Genomic DNA, 15,247 nt, shown 5'->3' on the forward strand with positions numbered 1-15,247 from the left:
CTGATAACATTTACCACCAAAAACTTGAAACAATGGATAGTATCAATCAACAACAGCCTGAGGATAATATGAAGGACTTGAATGGACCTGAAGCCCTGGCCAAGATTAAAGAACTTGCCGAAAGCGCAAAAAGCTGCTTCTTTGTGAGCAGTCTTAAAACAGGCGTACCTGCTTCAGTGAGGCCAATGTCGGCACAGAAAATTGATGATGAGGGCAACTTCTGGTTTCTGAGTGCTAATGACAGCCATAAAAATGATGAGTTAGCTAAAGATCCCTTTGTCCATCTGCTTTTCCAGGGGTCAGGATATTCAGACTTTTTAAACCTTTATGGCATAGCTACTATTACCGAAGATAAAGAAAAGATCAAAGAACTATGGGAACCGACACTCAAAGTGTGGTTTACGGAAGGTATCGACGATCCGCGCATCAGCGTTATTAAAGTTGAACCAACTGAAGGCTATTACTGGGACAATAAACATGGCAATGCCGTTGCATTTGTAAAACGGCTCGCCGGTGCAGCTATCGGCAAAACCATTGATGATTCGGTTGAGGGAAAGCTGGTTGTCTGAAATCAGAATGTCTGAATTATTGAATTTACAGAATAAAAAGCGGCTTAGGTATAATTATCTAAGCCGCTCTTGCTCTTAAGTTTTGTTAATCAAAAAGCTCCCGCTTTAGGGGGTTGGGGAGCCAAATATTTATCAAACCATTCAATATAGCGCTTCAGTCGGTCAACCTGGTAACTGGGCACGGTGATGCCATGATATTGGCCAGGATAAAGTACCAGTTGTGTTGGTATACCCTGCGATCTCAGCGCTTCATACATTTGTTCGCCTCCGCCGGTGGGCACGTTAAAATCTTTTAAACCCGACATGAACTGGGTTGGCGTTTTTATTTTATCGGCATGAAAAAACGGGTACGATAGCTTAATGTACTTATCAGCATTTTTCCAGGGTGCTCCCAATTCATTATCGTATTGCATCACCCATTGATCTGATCCATAAATGGCTAACTGTAAGGCACTTCCCGCCCCGCTTGATGCTGCTTTAAAGCGGGGATCAGTAGCTATGGTATAATCGGTAAGGATGCCCCCGTAACTCCAACCACCAATGCCGAGGCGGTCTTTATCGGCTATCCCAAGTTTAACCAATTCGTCTACAGCACCCAGTAAGTCTTTCACTTCCTTATTGCCCCAATCAGCATAAATAGCTTTGGTATATTCAATGCCTCGCCCTGTACTGCCACGATAATTTACAGCGGCTACTGCATAACCCGCACAAGCCAACGTTTGCCTGATCTCATCAAACTCAAACTCGTCCTGATCGGTAGGGCCGCCGTGAATGTAAAGAATGAAAGGCATTTTCTTAGTAACTACGCTATCGGGCGTATAAAGTATCCCCGAAACCAGTGTGCCATCGCTGCTGAACGACTGGAAACCTTTCACATAAGCCAGTTTAACCTCGCTTAACCATTTCTCCTGGTGAAAAGTTAAACGGCGGATCTTGCCATTTTCAACAGCCACCAATTCGTTGGGTATGTATGGAGTGGTCATTTTACCCATCCATACGCCTAAGGAATGGCCAATGATATCAGAAAAACTGCATTCGTTCCCCTTATAAACCAACACAGATTTACGGAGAAGCAAATTATACCTGTTGATATAGCGGATCCTGTCGCTACTTACTACGTATTCAAGGTCTTTGCCGTCCTTGCTCCATGCAATATTGCTAACAGGCCTGTCCAACTGATCTGTTAATGGACGATTATTTTTTCCGTCGGCATCCATCAGGTACAAAACATCGTGCTGATAAATGAAATAATCGGCATCGCTTGTTGACCGCAGGTAGGCTATGCGCTTTCCATCAGGGCTCCAAATGGGGTTAATATCATGGCCGGTAAAAGTAGTAAGCTGTTGCGGCTCGGTACCGGGTTTAGCTTCTATCGTAAAGATATCTGTGTTTTCATTCCGATCCGGATCGGCTGTATGATTACTTATGTAGGCAATCTTTTTTCCGTCTGGGCTCCATTGCGGCGAGCTATCGTCCATGTTACCACTCGTAAGAGTGTCCAGTTTTTTCGAACCCACATCATACAAGTACAAATGCGAATGCAGATGTTGCAGATACCCTTCAATATCCTGCTTAAAATGGTAACGGTCTATTTTTATAGGAGGAGGAGTTTTGGGCGTTTCCTTTCCTTTGTTTTCGGGATCTTTAATGATCAATGCCAGCCTTTTACTATCCGGCGACCAAACATACTCTTCAAGTTCACCTTTAATATCGGTGAGCTTGTGCCCCTCGCCACCGCGCCTGTCCATCAACCAAACCTGCCCGCCGTTTTTTGAATCCTTTTCGGACAGATAAGAAATAAACTTACCATCAGGGGTCCATTTAGGAGTGGATGCCGGCTCATCACCATAAGTAAGCTGAATGGATTGCTTGCCGTCAAAACTCTGCATCCACAAGTGCGACACACGCTTATCTTTAGCTGTATCCACTTCAGATAATTCATAAACCACCCATTTGCCATCCGGAGAAAGCTGTGGCGCCATCAGCGTTGGTTGTTTATACAGATCGGTAGGTTTAAGCGGCTTTTTGGTGGTTTGAGCCATCAAAGGCGAAGAAGCCAAACTACTTAAAATCAACAGGACATATTTCATAAAACAGGATAAAAAAACCGTTTCGAGGGCATAAAAATATTATTTTTTCAAATACTTATCATACCATTCCACATAGCGCTGCAACCTGTCAACCTGGTAACTTGGCTTAGTAAGCCCATGAAATTGATTAGGATACAATATCAGTTCGGTTGGAATGCCTTGGGTTCTCAATGCCTCGTACATTTGCTCACTGCCGATGGTCGGCACATTAAAATCCTTCAGGCCCGACATAAACAGTACCGGGGTCTTTATTTTATCAGCATGAAAAAACGGGTACGAAATCTGGATCCATTTGTCTGCATTTTTCCAGGGCGTACCTATTTCGTTTTCGTATTGTAACACATATTGGTCGCTACCATAAACCGAAAGCTGCAGCGCACTGCCCGCTCCGCTGGCTGCTGCTTTAAAGCGGGTATCGGAGGCTATTGTATAATCGGTAAGTATGCCGCCATAACTCCAGCCACCTATACCCAGCTTATCAGGATCTGCGATGCCTAATTTCTCGAGTTGATCGACCGCACCAAGCAAATCTTTTACCTCCTTATTGCCCCAATCGGCATAAATGGCTTTACAATAATCCAGCCCGCGGCCATTACTGCCCCTGTAGTTCACAGCCGCTACAGCGTAACCGGCAGCAGCCAGCGTTTGCCTTGTAGCATCAAAACCAAATTCATCCTGCCCTACCGGTCCACCATGAATAAATAGGATCAAAGGATATTTCTTATTAGGAATACTGTCGGGCGTTAAAACAATGCCTGATACCTTGGTACCATCGACACTTGTTGACTCAAAGCCTTTTGCGTATGCCAATTGCACTGTATTTAACCATTCGTCGTGATGGAAAGTTAGCCTGCGAAGTTTTTTATCTTCCAAAGCGAATAATTCGGCAGGAGTATACGGGTCGGTTTTTTGAACTACCCAATTGCCCGAAAGATTGGTAGCTATGTCGTTAAAAACGTAATCGCCTTTGTTTATCGTAGTTATCTTGCCGCTGTTGATATTGATGTTGGCCAAATAACGTGTACGGTCGTCCGTTACTATAAATACAATATTCTTGCTGTCTTTAGCCCAGGTTTGTGCACCAGCCGGGCGATCCAGCTGAAGCGTGAATGGTTTATTATTTTGGCCAACTACATCCATAATGCACACCACGCTCTGATCATACATCATATAATCGGCGTCGCTGGTTGAACGGAGGTAAGAAATATATCTGCCATCGGGGCTCCATTGCGGGTTACCGTCCCTCCCCTTCCATGTGGTTAGCTGCAACATGCTGGCACCCGGCCGGGCATCAATGGTAAAAATATCGGTATTTTGATTTTTATCAGGATCGGCACTGCGGTTACTCACAAATGCAATAGTCTTACTATCTGGCGACCATACCGGCGAACTTTCATCTTTATCACCCCTGGTTAATGTATCCAGTTTTTTTGTGGTTACATCAATTAAATATAGATGGCTATGCAAGTGCTGAAGATATCCTACTATATCCTGTTTAAAATGATAGCGGTCAATAACTATGGGTTTGGGGGTTTTAGGTTCTTCTTTGCCTTTATTTTCGGGGTCGCCTATCACCATCACCAAACGCTTTCCATCAGGGCTCCAGGCGTAATCGCTCAAATCACCTTTAATATTGGTCAGTTTTACCCCTTCGCCACCCCGGCGGTCGATGAGCCAAACCTGTGAGCCTGTTTTTGAATCGCGCGAAGACAGGAATGATAAATACTTACCATCCGGGCTCCAGCGCGGCGACGAGGCAGCCTCCTCACCATGGGTCAGTTCGATGGACTCTTTGCCATCAAAACTCTGCATCCAAAGGTGTGATACACGGCGGTCTTTAGCAGTATCAACTTCAGAAACACTATAAGCCACCCACTTGCCATCGGGCGATAATTGGGGATCGCTCACCGTTGGGATCCGATACACATCGGCAGGTTTTAAAGTTTTTTTTTGCTGGGCGAATACGTTAAATGCAGCTGAAAGCGCGAGGATTAGAAGTAATGTTCGCTTCATAAATGATGTATTTGATAGCGCCTGTAATTTAGTAAAAGAACCTTGATTTTTGGGGATAAAAGGATTGCCATGACCGGGATTACAAAATTCTGGCATATTAATGACCAGGGCAAACACATTTAAATATTTAGTAGCAATGAATGTTGCAATATAGTTACGAAATATGGTTGCGATGCAGGTAAACCATCAGCATCAAACTTAGCTAACCTAAATATCAGTTTAGTGTAACCCCTAAAAAACACAAGCAATTGATTATAAATACATTCAAATTAAAATATTAAAAAAGTGTTAACCCTGTTAACTCCCCTTTCAGACATGTTTACCCTTTATTACTCACGATATTTTTGAGTAACGGACACTACAATTATTAGTACCGCCCTGCAGAAACCTGGCTTTTACTTCGGCAAATTTCAACTCAGCTTTCACTAACCGGATAATTTGCGTTAATTAGAATCATGTCTACAAAATTAAAGCTCCCTTTTGTTATCTGCCTTTTTTTATCCGTTCTTAATACCCACGCACAAACTACGGCCATTAGCAACAATTACCAAACCGAAGCCGGCGTACCAAAGCTAAATATCGAACGATCAATGATCTACTCGCCGGATAAAGAGTGGCTTTACAACCATCATGCATCCATTATCCATTTTAAAGACCGCTTTGTGGCTATATGGAGCAACGGAATGGTTGATGAGGATTCGCCGGGGCAAAGGGTAGTTTATGCCACTTCTAAAGACTTTAAACATTGGTCGGCATTAAAAACCTTAGCCAATCCTGGCAAAGTCAACGATACGCTCACGGTTCTCACCGCCGCCGGGCTTTATCAATATAAAGGAACTTTGGTAGCCTATTACGGCGATTATGACAAACACCGTAATAACACCCACTTGTGGGCCAAAACCAGTACCGATGGCGAACATTGGAGCGAACCGCTTGATATGCATTTGCCTGTCGTACCAAACCATGGCCCGGAGGTTACCAATAGCGGAAGGCTGATCATCAGCGGTAATTTCACTTTCCCTTACACAGATGATCCCCGCGGGCTTTCGGGTTGGAAACTAAGCAGTTTCTATCCCGATTCACTTTATAAGCAGGATAACCCCGCTATGTTTTATGCACCAGCTACCAAATCCGGTTTACCGCCGCTTTGCGAAGGTTCGTTTTTCCAAACAAACGACAATATACTGCACATGCTGCTCAGGGTAACCGGCAAAGGCTGGAAAGGCCATTTATGGCTAACCGAAAGCAGGGATAACGGTAGCAATTGGTCGCGCCCGGCGGAAGCTCCATTTTCGGATAATGACAGTAAATTTCATTTCGGCCGGTTGCCGGATAAGCGATTTTATTATGTCGGTATCCCTGATACGCTCCACCATTATGACCGTAACCCGCTGGTGTTATCCCTTTCTGCCGATGGCAAATCATTCGATAAAAACTATATCATAGCAAATGAGCTGTACCATCTAAAAAAAGAAGGCTTATGGAAAGGCGGGCAATACGGTTACCCGCATACCATTATTTATAATGGCTATATGTACGTGATCATTTCAAGGCAAAAGGAGGCAATTGAAACGCTTAGGTTTAGTTTAAAGCAACTGAAGTAAGAGACTGGTTAGTTTATGCAATTTTACTTTATATTTTTATATAATTAACCTATACCTGAATAATGAAAATAAACCTGAATAATACCTATGCTACCATTGCATTTTCAATTATATATGCGGCGTTGTTGATCCTCTCATTTGCTATCACAGTACTACATGTTTTTTTGCCAGAATGGGGATACTATTTATCATCATTTGCAATCATGGCTTGCTACTTATGGATCATTCTATTTGTGATAAGCCTACTGAAAACGGCAAATGAAAAGAAACTTATAGCAAACGCTTTTGCCATTTATATAATTTTTAGTTTGACCCAATATTTAGCCAGCTTAGTAATCGGTACAATGCAATTGAATCAACAATTCCTAATGTTGTATTCTTCGATTTCAGCCATAACAGGAATTATTATCGTAATCTATTTAACTATAATAACTTTTATGGTCAGGCATAAGGAAATTAAAACCCCTTTACTATTTTTCGTATTGTGCAGACTGATAATAATGCTATTTTATAATATTGTACCTTTCGCCTTACGATACTTAGCAGAGAATTTTTCCGTATTAACGCAATTAGACTTCATGAAGTACCTAAATTTGGTATACATCCTTATACCGATAGGAGGAATATACCTCGGAGTAACAGTATTAAACCTGCTTAACAGCGAACAAGGCCTAAACACCGCACAATATAAAAGCGATTTCAATGTTAACTGGCCGTATGATAAACCCAACCTGTAACTTTTATTGATTAACTCCATCTAACAAGCAAAACAGATACATAAACCTTAATAAATGCTAAGCATCCGCAATATTGTTAAACAATACGCCGGTCACCGTGCACTCAGTGATGTAAGTTTGGAAGTTGAAAGCGGGCAAATTTTTGGCCTGCTTGGCCCTAACGGCGCCGGTAAAACATCCCTTATCCGTATAGTTAACCAAATTACAGCTCCCGATTCGGGCGAGATTTATTTTAACGGTGAAAAACTTAGTCAATCTCATATCGAACGTATCGGTTACCTGCCCGAAGAACGCGGCCTTTATAAAAAAATGGAGATTGGTGAACAAATGATCTACCTGGCCCGGTTAAAAGGCTTAAACCGGGCTGAAGCTCAAAAACGCCTCAAATTTTGGTTTGAGAAACTGGGGATGGAAACCTGGTGGAAAAAGAAAATAGAAGAGCTTTCAAAGGGCATGCAGCAAAAAGCCCAGTTTGTGGCAACCGTACTCCATGAGCCCGATTTGATCATTTTAGATGAGCCTTTCAGCGGATTTGACCCTGTAAATGCCGAACAGATTAAAGACGAAATATTGGAGCTAAATAGAAAAGGAGCCACTATTTTATTTTCCACCCACCGCATGGAATCAGTTGAGGAGCTTTGTGATGCCATCGCCCTTATCCATAAATCGCACAAGATATTGGATGGCAAGGTTAAACACATCCGCAACTCATACCGTAACGAAACCTACCTTATTGAGTATGCCGGCAAACGTATTGCATTTGATGGCAGCCAGCCATTTGAAATAATGAGCGAAGTTATTGCCGATGACGACAGTCACAATATCAAGATAAAACTAAAGGAAGGGCATAATTCCAATGATGTATTGCAATACTTAATTCCTAAAGCGCGGGTAAATATGCTGCAGGAAGTTATCCCGAGCATGCACGAAATTTTTATTGAAAAAGTAAACCTAAATTCCACCGGCCATGAATAAAGTATTACTCATTATACAACGCGAGTACCTTACACGGGTACGCAAAAAATCATTCATCATTATGATATTTGTAGTGCCCTTGTTGATTTTAGCTATGGGTGGAGCTATTGTCTGGATAGCAAAAAGCAGCGAGCAACTCGCCGGATTGCATGTAATAAATGTTGTTGATGATACCAAATTATATGCAAACAAATTTCATGATACGCCAAACATCAAATTTACAGTAACAAACGACGATATAAAAACAGCGAAAGCGAAATTTAAAGACGATGAAACTGTATCAACATTATATATACCCGGTAATTATCATAAATCTGGCGCTATACAGGTTTTTTCAAAGAAAAAGGCAGCTATACAGATCACCGATGAAATTCAAAAACAATTGAATGAAATCACGGCAGCTAATATTATGGAGAAAAATCATATTGACACTGCCGTTCTTCATACACTAAAAAAAGTAGATTTTTCAGTAACAGCGGTCGAAATTACGAAGGCAGGCGATAAAGATGCCAATCTCGGCGCCAATATAGGCGTTAGTATAGCCTGTGCCATATTTATATACCTCTCGCTTTTAATTTATGGAGGACAGGTTATGCGCGGTGTTATTGAGGAAAAAACCAACCGCATTATCGAGGTAGTAATATCATCCGTTAAACCCTTTCAGCTAATGCTGGGTAAAATTATCGGTGTTGGACTGGTTGGTTTAACACAGTTCAGTGCCTGGATAATCTTATCGCTAATTTCATCTAAAATAGCCGGGCATGCTTTCAATTCGCCGGTAAGCCCAATGGCTGGTATAATAGCTACTTTATCAACAATCCCATTTGGATATATTTTGGGCTGTTTTATATTTTATTTTTTAAGTGGGTACATGTTATATGCAGCCCTGTTTGCGGCAGTAGGGTCGGCAGTAGATAGTGAAACAGAAACCCAGCAATTCATGTTTCCGATTACCATGCCGTTGCTGTTCACTTATATTTTATCGGTATCAGTACTTTTTAGGGCTCCTGATAGCCCACTGGCTGTTTGGTTGTCTATAATTCCTTTTACAGCCCCAGTTGCCATGATGGTACGCCTTCCTTTTGATCCGGCACCCTGGCAGGTAGCAGTATCTATGTGTATGATGGTGGTAGGCTTCTTATTTACTACCTATGTCGCGGCAAGGATCTATCGTGTAGGCGTGCTGATGTATGGCAAAAAAGCAAGTTATAAAGAATTGGTTAAGTGGTTCTTTTATAAAGAATAGTTTTTGGATTTCGGATATCGGATGTTCGATTTCGGATTTACTGAATAAAATTCCCGGGAATGATAAACATTTTCGGGGATTATTTATTTTAGCCGTATGAGTAAACGCGTTGCAGTAATGGATTTGGGTACAAACACCTTCCATTTATTGATTGCCGAAGGCGATATCCATGACTACCGTGAAATTGTACATATTACGGAAGCCGTTAAGTTAGGCGAGGGAGGCATTAATAAGGGTTATATTTTGCCTGATGCCTTTCAGCGCGGCGTGAATACCATGCAATATTTTCAAGGACTCATTGCTGCCAACAATGTCACCAGTGTAAGGGCAATTGCTACTTCGGCCTTGCGGAGTGCCTCAAACGGTAAAGATTTCATTAAAGAAGTGGAGGCCCAAACAGGCATCGCTATCGAAATTATCGACGGAGAACAGGAAGCCGTTTTTATTTATAATGGCGTAAAGTTAAGTGGATGCCTATCGGCTAAAAATTCGCTCATCATGGATATTGGAGGCGGCAGTGTGGAGTTTATTTTGGGCAACACCGATAAAATCCTGTGGAAACAGAGCTTTGAAGTTGGCGCCGCACGCCTTATGGACCAGTTTCACCACACGGACCCTATTCCGCCCGCATCTATCGAGGCTATGAATTTGTATCTTGAGGATAGGCTACATGATTTGTTCATCGCAACTACGAGCATTGAAATTGATACCCTTGTTGGCTCATCAGGCTCGTTTGAAACTTTCGCCGGATTGATTGAAACAGAAAAGGCCCGAGTTTTTGATTTAAAGAGTATTCAGCATTATGATTTTGATGAGGAAGAACTGTTAACCATCACCAATAAGCTCATTCTCTCAAGCCATAAAGAAAGACTGGGTAATCCGGGGATTATTCCTGTTCGGGTTGATATGATCGTAGCTGCCTCTTTGATTACACGCTTTATTATGCACGCGCTGGATATTCATAAGGTAAGCATGTGTACCAATTCGTTAAAAGAAGGGGTTTTGGCGGGGATGTTGGAACGCGGTTAAATTCCGCTGATGCTCAACATGCTTACACAGGTCGAAAACCCGATGATTAAAACCATTAGCGCGCTTAATATCCACCCCCAACTTCTATTGATGATGGCAAATATGATACAAGCAAAAAACTGTATACCTATAAAAAACATATCAAAAACAAACCCGCCATCTTTACTCGTAACTGCACAAATAACGGTGTAAGCAGCGAATACCAGCAGGTTATACCCAACTATTTTCATTGCAGATGGCTTCTTTCCCTCATTATTATCGGGAACCTTACTATTCGCTTGAGATTGTATATTATTATTTTCGCCTTCGATCATACCAAAATTTCTCCTCTTAATTGTTCAAGATATTCCCGCTTATCGTCCCTGTAAAAAATGTTCATGGTTTCAAAAGGGATGATCTGCATGTCTTTATTTACGATGTGCACACATGATTTTTTGATAGCCCGAACATCAAAATTCTGCGCATCTATAAATTGCATAATGATCACCCTGAACAGGTTATCATAGCTTAAACTTGGCGCGTCAATTTCAGGCAGGCAACATAACAACGAGTGCAGGTGTTCGTTAGCTTTATCAACCGAATTACCTGTGCTGAACATATTAAGCAGATGGCCTTTCAGGCGTTCATCGTTTTCATAAACAATAGTATTTTTTGAGTTATCCAACAGGTCATCCGGGTTTATCATCCGGGTCAGCGGAATCACTTCGCCTCCAAGCTTAAGGGCATAACCCATCACCAGGGCATCCGGGTTACAAGGTACCGGGATCAGGTCGTTTTTATTGAATACACTGGTTTGTTCAAGGATCGCGTTACGTACTTCGGTTAGGGTGTAACGGTCGGTTTGTTCATTAAAATTCTCTAACCTGCCGGCCTGTTGCGTAGGCTGAAAAGTTACGCCGCGGACACAGGGTTGCTGCAACGCGTATTCAATAATTGTACCTAATTCATCGGTATTTAAACCTTTTTGCAAAGTGACTACCAACGTTGTGGACAGATTGTACTTATTAAGATTTTCAATAGCCTTCTGCCTTACTTCGCGCAAATCCTCACCGCGCAACTGCTCAAGTGCCTCTTTTTTTAAAGAATCAAATTGCAGGTAAATCTCAAAATCGGGCATGTATGTGGCCAGCTGCTTTACAAAATTTTCATCTTTAGCTATGCGGATGCCGTTGGTGTTTACCATTAAATGTTTAATAGGTTTGGTTTTGGCAATATCCAGGATCTCAAAAAACTGAGGATGCACCGTGGGCTCTCCTCCACTGATCTGCACCACATCCGGCTGACCTTCATTCGCTACTACAACATCCAGCATCTGTTCTATTTCGGTCAAAGTGCGGTGCCTGCCGTATGTGGGCGATGACATGGCATAGCAGGTAGGGCAGCTTAAATTACATCGGTCGGTTACTTCAACAACGGTAAGGCACGAGTGCTGCTCATGATCCTGGCACAAGCCGCAATCATAAGGGCAGCCATAATGTGTTTTGGCGTTGAACTTAAGCGGCATCTCACTTCGCTTTGCATAGTTGCGACAGTTTTTATAATATTCCACATCTGTGGCAATCAGCACCTTTTCAAAACCATGCCGGCGGCAGTTTTTAAGCATGTAAACCTTATTATCCTCAAAAACAATCTTGGCATCAACCCGTCGTAAACAGGTGGAGCAAATGCTTAACGTAAAATCATAGTATATATACGGGCGTTCAGGCATGGTTTACAAACAGCTTTTTAGGATATAAAAATACTTTATAATAATACAAAATACCGGCGAGAGAAACTAACTGAATTACCGATAAACCAAAACCGAAAAAATAATCTGGCTTGATAAATTCAACCAGTAGCCTGAAAACAAGGTAACTTGCCATGAATACTTTAAATCTTGCACCATCGGCAAAACGATAATTTTGTTCAATGAGTTTGAGTACAACCCAAAGCATTCCCCAAAATACAATTTCATATAAATTAGTAGGATGTCGGCGGATTCCGTCACCAAAATCAATAGCCCAGGGCAGGTTGGAGGCTATGCCATAAGTCCCATCTTCCAGCCCGGCCAAAAAACACCCGGTACGGCCAATAACCATAGCCAGGATCAATGGATAAACCATCAAATCGCCAGATGACGCGGTTACTCCCAATTGTTTTTTGGTAAGCTCAACACCTATCAATCCACCAAGCATCCCACCCACTATGGTTTTATTGCCCATAATATAGATGATATTGAAATGCGAGAACAGCAACGGTGGGTTTTCAAAGATCCCTACAAGGTGCGAGCCAATAAATGCGCCTGCCGCCGCACCGATAAAGATGATAAGTCGATGTTCGGTACTGATCTTATCAGCAGTATGTTTCCGTAACCAGGCGTAATACCGGTAACCTAAAAAGTACGACAATGTTTCGCAAACAAAATGTACCGGGATAGATGAGTTGCCTAAAGGTATATTTACAGGAAAATGCAAGTTTAGCTTTTATAGCACTAAAATAGTTTTTTTATTATGCTGATAAGTAAATATCTATAAAATCAAATTTCAGTCCCATCCTTTGTATATTGGGTGCTTAAATGCACACCATGAAATTAAAATTTATCGGCATTGGTTTACTGTCGGTGTTAGCACTCGGCGCATTCGCGCAAAAAGGGAAACTCAATCCAAACGATACTTCATCAAACTACAACCCGTCGGCGGCTTTTTTGCCTATGTTTTATACCGAAAAAGGAAACGAATTTCATTCGGCTAATGGCGCACCCGGACCAAGATACTGGCAAAACCGGGCAGACTATAATCTGAAAGTTACCCTGGATACCGTAAAGAAAACCATCAGCGGTACTGTGGTGATTAACTATACCAATAACAGCCCGGATGCATTGCCTTACCTTTGGCTGCAGCTTGATCAAAATACTTATAAACAGGATGCCCGCTCTAATTTCTTCACAGACCATACACCCGGCGCCGACCAGCATACCAGCGGTTACCAGATAGAATCCGTTTCGGTTGATAATGGCGATGTAGTTAAACCCGTACCATTTGTAATTACAGATGCCCGCATGCAGGTACGCCTTGCACACCCGCTGCAAAAGGGGGCAATAAAACTGCGTATTAATTATCATTACACCATTCCCGGTGCCTTTGGAGGCCGTACTGATTATTGCGATACCAAAAATGGCAAGATCTACGAAATTGCACAGTGGTTTCCGCGCATGTGTGTTTATGACGACAGTCACGGCTGGGATACCCTACCATTTCTGGGCAGCGGTGAGTTTTATTTAGATTATGGCGATATAGATTATTCCGTAACCGTGCCATGGGATATGATCGTAGCAGGCTCAGGCGAATTACTTAACCCAAAGGAGGTTTTGACCGCCAAACAAATAGCCCGCTTAGGCCAAGCCCGCAACAGTGATAAAACCATCATGGTCCGTGATTTGGCCGAAGTTAATGACCCGGCCAGTCGCCCGGTTAACAAGGGTACCCTCACCTGGCATTTTAAAATGCTCAACACCCGCGATGTTGCCTTTGGTGCATCAAAAGCTTACATATGGGATGCAGCAAGGGTTAACCTGCCTGGTGGAAAAAAATCATTAGCAATGAGCGTTTATCCGGCCGAAAGCTATGGCAACGATGCCTGGGGCCGGGCTACCGAATATCTCAAAAAATCAATTGAATACTTTTCGGAAAAGTGGTTTGTATATCCTTACCCGGTTGCTATTAACGAAGCTGGTATTGCCGGAGGAATGGAATATCCCGGCATTGTGTTTGACGGCATCACCGATAAAGGCAGCGTACTTTACTGGGTAACAGCCCACGAGATAGGCCATAACTGGTTCCCGATGATTGTAGGATCAAACGAGCGCCGCTATGCCTGGATGGATGAAGGCCTCAATACTTTTATCGATATATATGCATCCGATGCTTTTAATAAAGGCGAGTATGCCCCCAAGCGTGATAGTGAGTATGCTCCCGGCGGCGGCAACCCTGCCGATGAAATTATCCCATCACTGCTTGATCCGCAATCGCCAAGTATTATGACCGCTCCTGATGCTATCCCCGAAAAATACCGCCATCCGCTTACCTACTATAAGCCGGCATTTGGCCTGGTATTGCTGCGCGAGCAAATTTTAGGGAAAGACAGATTTGACTATGCCTTTAAAAATTACATTAACCAGTGGGCTTACAAACACCCACAACCTGATGATTTTTTCCGTTCGATAGAGAATGGGGCGGGCGAAGACCTTTCCTGGTTTTGGAAGGGCTGGTTTTACAATAACTGGCTGATTGATATAGCGCTTATCGACACAAAATATGCAGGTAAAGATGCATCCAAAGGTATCACCATCAAAGCTGTAAACAAAGAGCAGTTGCCCATGCCGTTTACTGTTGAGGTAGAATTTAAAGATGGCAATAAGAAACGTTTTTACCTGCCGGTTGAAACCTGGCTGCAATCCAGGCAAATCACGTATACGCTGCCTACTACACAGGAAGCTGAATCGGTGACCATTGATCCCGACAACGCCCTGCCTGATCTTAACCGCAGCAATAACAGTCAAAAGGTTAAATAAAGCATATAACGCCAGGTGTTCAATTTTTTAATGTGGAACACCTGGCGTATTTTTTTAAATAAACAAATACTGATTATCAACTACTTGCATTTTCCATAAAATACAAATTGAACACATGCGCTTTGATAATCAGCACATTGCAATTCCACACTGCAAAAAGTTGAACACCCGCTTTTTTAAAAATTGAACACTTGTCCGACGCCGCTCCGAAACACCCCATGTAGCGTATAGTCATCGTCACATTAATTGGCATTCGGTTGACTAAAGTCAAAATGGTGATGATTGTTACAGGACACATAACCACCAATCAAATCTGAACAGTTTTTACCGGCAACAAAAATCCTCACTCCTAACAGGAATATTTTTTAATATTTATCGTTACCCGGTGATTAATTAGTCCTTACTGTAAGTTAACAGCCTGCTTATTGATTAAAA

At 42.4% G+C, this 15,247-nt stretch carries 12 protein-coding genes; 7 read left to right on the forward strand and 5 right to left on the reverse strand.

Annotated elements, in window-relative coordinates; translation table 11 throughout:
- Positions 1–32 precede the first annotated feature (32 nt).
- A complete protein-coding gene (locus tag DIU38_RS14235) occupies positions 33–569 on the forward strand; it encodes a pyridoxamine 5'-phosphate oxidase family protein (RefSeq protein ID WP_112652077.1) in 537 nt (178 codons plus the stop codon).
- An 89-nt stretch (positions 570–658) separates the two neighbouring features.
- Here the strand turns inward: DIU38_RS14235 and DIU38_RS14240 are convergent, their stop codons facing one another.
- Positions 659–2,659 (reverse strand): alpha/beta hydrolase family protein, encoded by a 2,001-nt coding sequence (locus tag DIU38_RS14240; protein ID WP_112652078.1) that lies wholly within the window; start codon positions 2,657–2,659, stop codon positions 659–661.
- Positions 2,660–2,698: 39 nt separating this feature from the next.
- Positions 2,699–4,672 carry a S9 family peptidase gene (locus DIU38_RS14245; RefSeq protein ID WP_112652168.1) on the reverse strand — a complete coding sequence of 658 codons (1,974 nt, stop codon included), beginning with the start codon at positions 4,670–4,672 and terminating at the stop codon, positions 2,699–2,701.
- A gap of 455 nt (positions 4,673–5,127) precedes the next feature.
- Here DIU38_RS14245 and DIU38_RS14250 point away from each other — a divergent pair, with 455 nt between their 5' ends.
- The 5 genes from DIU38_RS14250 to DIU38_RS14265 all read left to right on the forward strand — a co-directional run bounded on the left by DIU38_RS14250 (position 5,128) and on the right by DIU38_RS14265 (position 10,263).
- Positions 5,128–6,276, forward strand: coding sequence for an exo-alpha-sialidase (locus DIU38_RS14250; protein WP_112652079.1), 1,149 nt, complete (start codon positions 5,128–5,130; stop codon positions 6,274–6,276).
- A gap of 578 nt (positions 6,277–6,854) precedes the next feature.
- Positions 6,855–7,013: a hypothetical protein gene (locus tag DIU38_RS33070; protein WP_167516181.1), complete on the forward strand. Its 159-nt coding sequence runs from the start codon at positions 6,855–6,857 to the stop codon at positions 7,011–7,013.
- A gap of 54 nt (positions 7,014–7,067) precedes the next feature.
- The gene (locus tag DIU38_RS14255) at positions 7,068–7,988 is read left to right on the forward strand and encodes an ABC transporter ATP-binding protein (protein WP_112652081.1); all 921 of its coding nucleotides are present in this window, start codon (positions 7,068–7,070) and stop codon (positions 7,986–7,988) included.
- Positions 7,981–9,234, forward strand: coding sequence for an ABC transporter permease (locus DIU38_RS14260; RefSeq protein ID WP_112652082.1), 1,254 nt, complete (start codon positions 7,981–7,983; stop codon positions 9,232–9,234). The genes DIU38_RS14255 and DIU38_RS14260 overlap by 8 nt, the downstream gene beginning before the upstream one ends.
- Before the next feature lie 96 nt (positions 9,235–9,330).
- The gene (locus tag DIU38_RS14265) at positions 9,331–10,263 is read left to right on the forward strand and encodes a Ppx/GppA phosphatase family protein (RefSeq protein ID WP_112652083.1); all 933 of its coding nucleotides are present in this window, start codon (positions 9,331–9,333) and stop codon (positions 10,261–10,263) included.
- On the opposite strand, the gene DIU38_RS14270 is transcribed toward DIU38_RS14265, so the two are convergent.
- The 3 genes from DIU38_RS14270 to DIU38_RS14280 are packed head-to-tail and all read right to left on the reverse strand — an operon-like array spanning position 10,260 to position 12,716.
- Complete coding sequence (locus DIU38_RS14270; protein WP_112652084.1) at positions 10,260–10,577, reverse strand: hypothetical protein; 318 nt, start codon at positions 10,575–10,577, stop codon at positions 10,260–10,262. The two genes, DIU38_RS14265 and DIU38_RS14270, sit on opposite strands and share 4 nt — an antisense overlap.
- Positions 10,574–11,971, reverse strand: a complete 1,398-nt coding sequence (locus DIU38_RS14275) for a radical SAM protein (RefSeq protein ID WP_112652085.1) — start codon at positions 11,969–11,971, stop codon at positions 10,574–10,576. Before DIU38_RS14275 ends, DIU38_RS14270 begins: the two co-directional genes overlap by 4 nt.
- Complete coding sequence (locus DIU38_RS14280; protein ID WP_112652086.1) at positions 11,964–12,716, reverse strand: prolipoprotein diacylglyceryl transferase; 753 nt, start codon at positions 12,714–12,716, stop codon at positions 11,964–11,966. Before DIU38_RS14280 ends, DIU38_RS14275 begins: the two co-directional genes overlap by 8 nt.
- 110 nt (positions 12,717–12,826) lie before the next feature.
- Between DIU38_RS14280 and DIU38_RS14285 the strand changes: the two genes are divergently transcribed.
- The gene (locus DIU38_RS14285; protein ID WP_112652087.1) at positions 12,827–14,812 is read left to right on the forward strand and encodes a M1 family metallopeptidase; all 1,986 of its coding nucleotides are present in this window, start codon (positions 12,827–12,829) and stop codon (positions 14,810–14,812) included.
- Positions 14,813–15,247: the final 435 nt, after the last annotated feature.

This window comes from Mucilaginibacter metallidurans, assembly GCF_003286435.2.
Classification (GTDB): Bacteria; Bacteroidota; Bacteroidia; order Sphingobacteriales; family Sphingobacteriaceae; genus Mucilaginibacter; species Mucilaginibacter gossypii.

What these genes read in the sequence shown, in the direction of transcription:
- DIU38_RS14235 (WP_112652077.1), top strand. Translation starts at nt 33, where the DNA reads ATGGATAGTATCAATCAACAACAGCCTGAGGATAATATGAAGGACTTG.
- DIU38_RS14240 (WP_112652078.1), bottom strand. Translation starts at nt 2,659, where the DNA reads ATGAAATATGTCCTGTTGATTTTAAGTAGTTTGGCTTCTTCGCCTTTG.
- DIU38_RS14245 (WP_112652168.1), bottom strand. Translation starts at nt 4,672, where the DNA reads ATGAAGCGAACATTACTTCTAATCCTCGCGCTTTCAGCTGCATTTAAC.
- DIU38_RS14250 (WP_112652079.1), top strand. Translation starts at nt 5,128, where the DNA reads ATGTCTACAAAATTAAAGCTCCCTTTTGTTATCTGCCTTTTTTTATCC.
- DIU38_RS33070 (WP_167516181.1), top strand. Translation starts at nt 6,855, where the DNA reads ATGAAGTACCTAAATTTGGTATACATCCTTATACCGATAGGAGGAATA.
- DIU38_RS14255 (WP_112652081.1), top strand. Translation starts at nt 7,068, where the DNA reads ATGCTAAGCATCCGCAATATTGTTAAACAATACGCCGGTCACCGTGCA.
- DIU38_RS14260 (WP_112652082.1), top strand. Translation starts at nt 7,981, where the DNA reads ATGAATAAAGTATTACTCATTATACAACGCGAGTACCTTACACGGGTA.
- DIU38_RS14265 (WP_112652083.1), top strand. Translation starts at nt 9,331, where the DNA reads ATGAGTAAACGCGTTGCAGTAATGGATTTGGGTACAAACACCTTCCAT.
- DIU38_RS14270 (WP_112652084.1), bottom strand. Translation starts at nt 10,577, where the DNA reads ATGATCGAAGGCGAAAATAATAATATACAATCTCAAGCGAATAGTAAG.
- DIU38_RS14275 (WP_112652085.1), bottom strand. Translation starts at nt 11,971, where the DNA reads ATGCCTGAACGCCCGTATATATACTATGATTTTACGTTAAGCATTTGC.
- DIU38_RS14285 (WP_112652087.1), top strand. Translation starts at nt 12,827, where the DNA reads ATGAAATTAAAATTTATCGGCATTGGTTTACTGTCGGTGTTAGCACTC.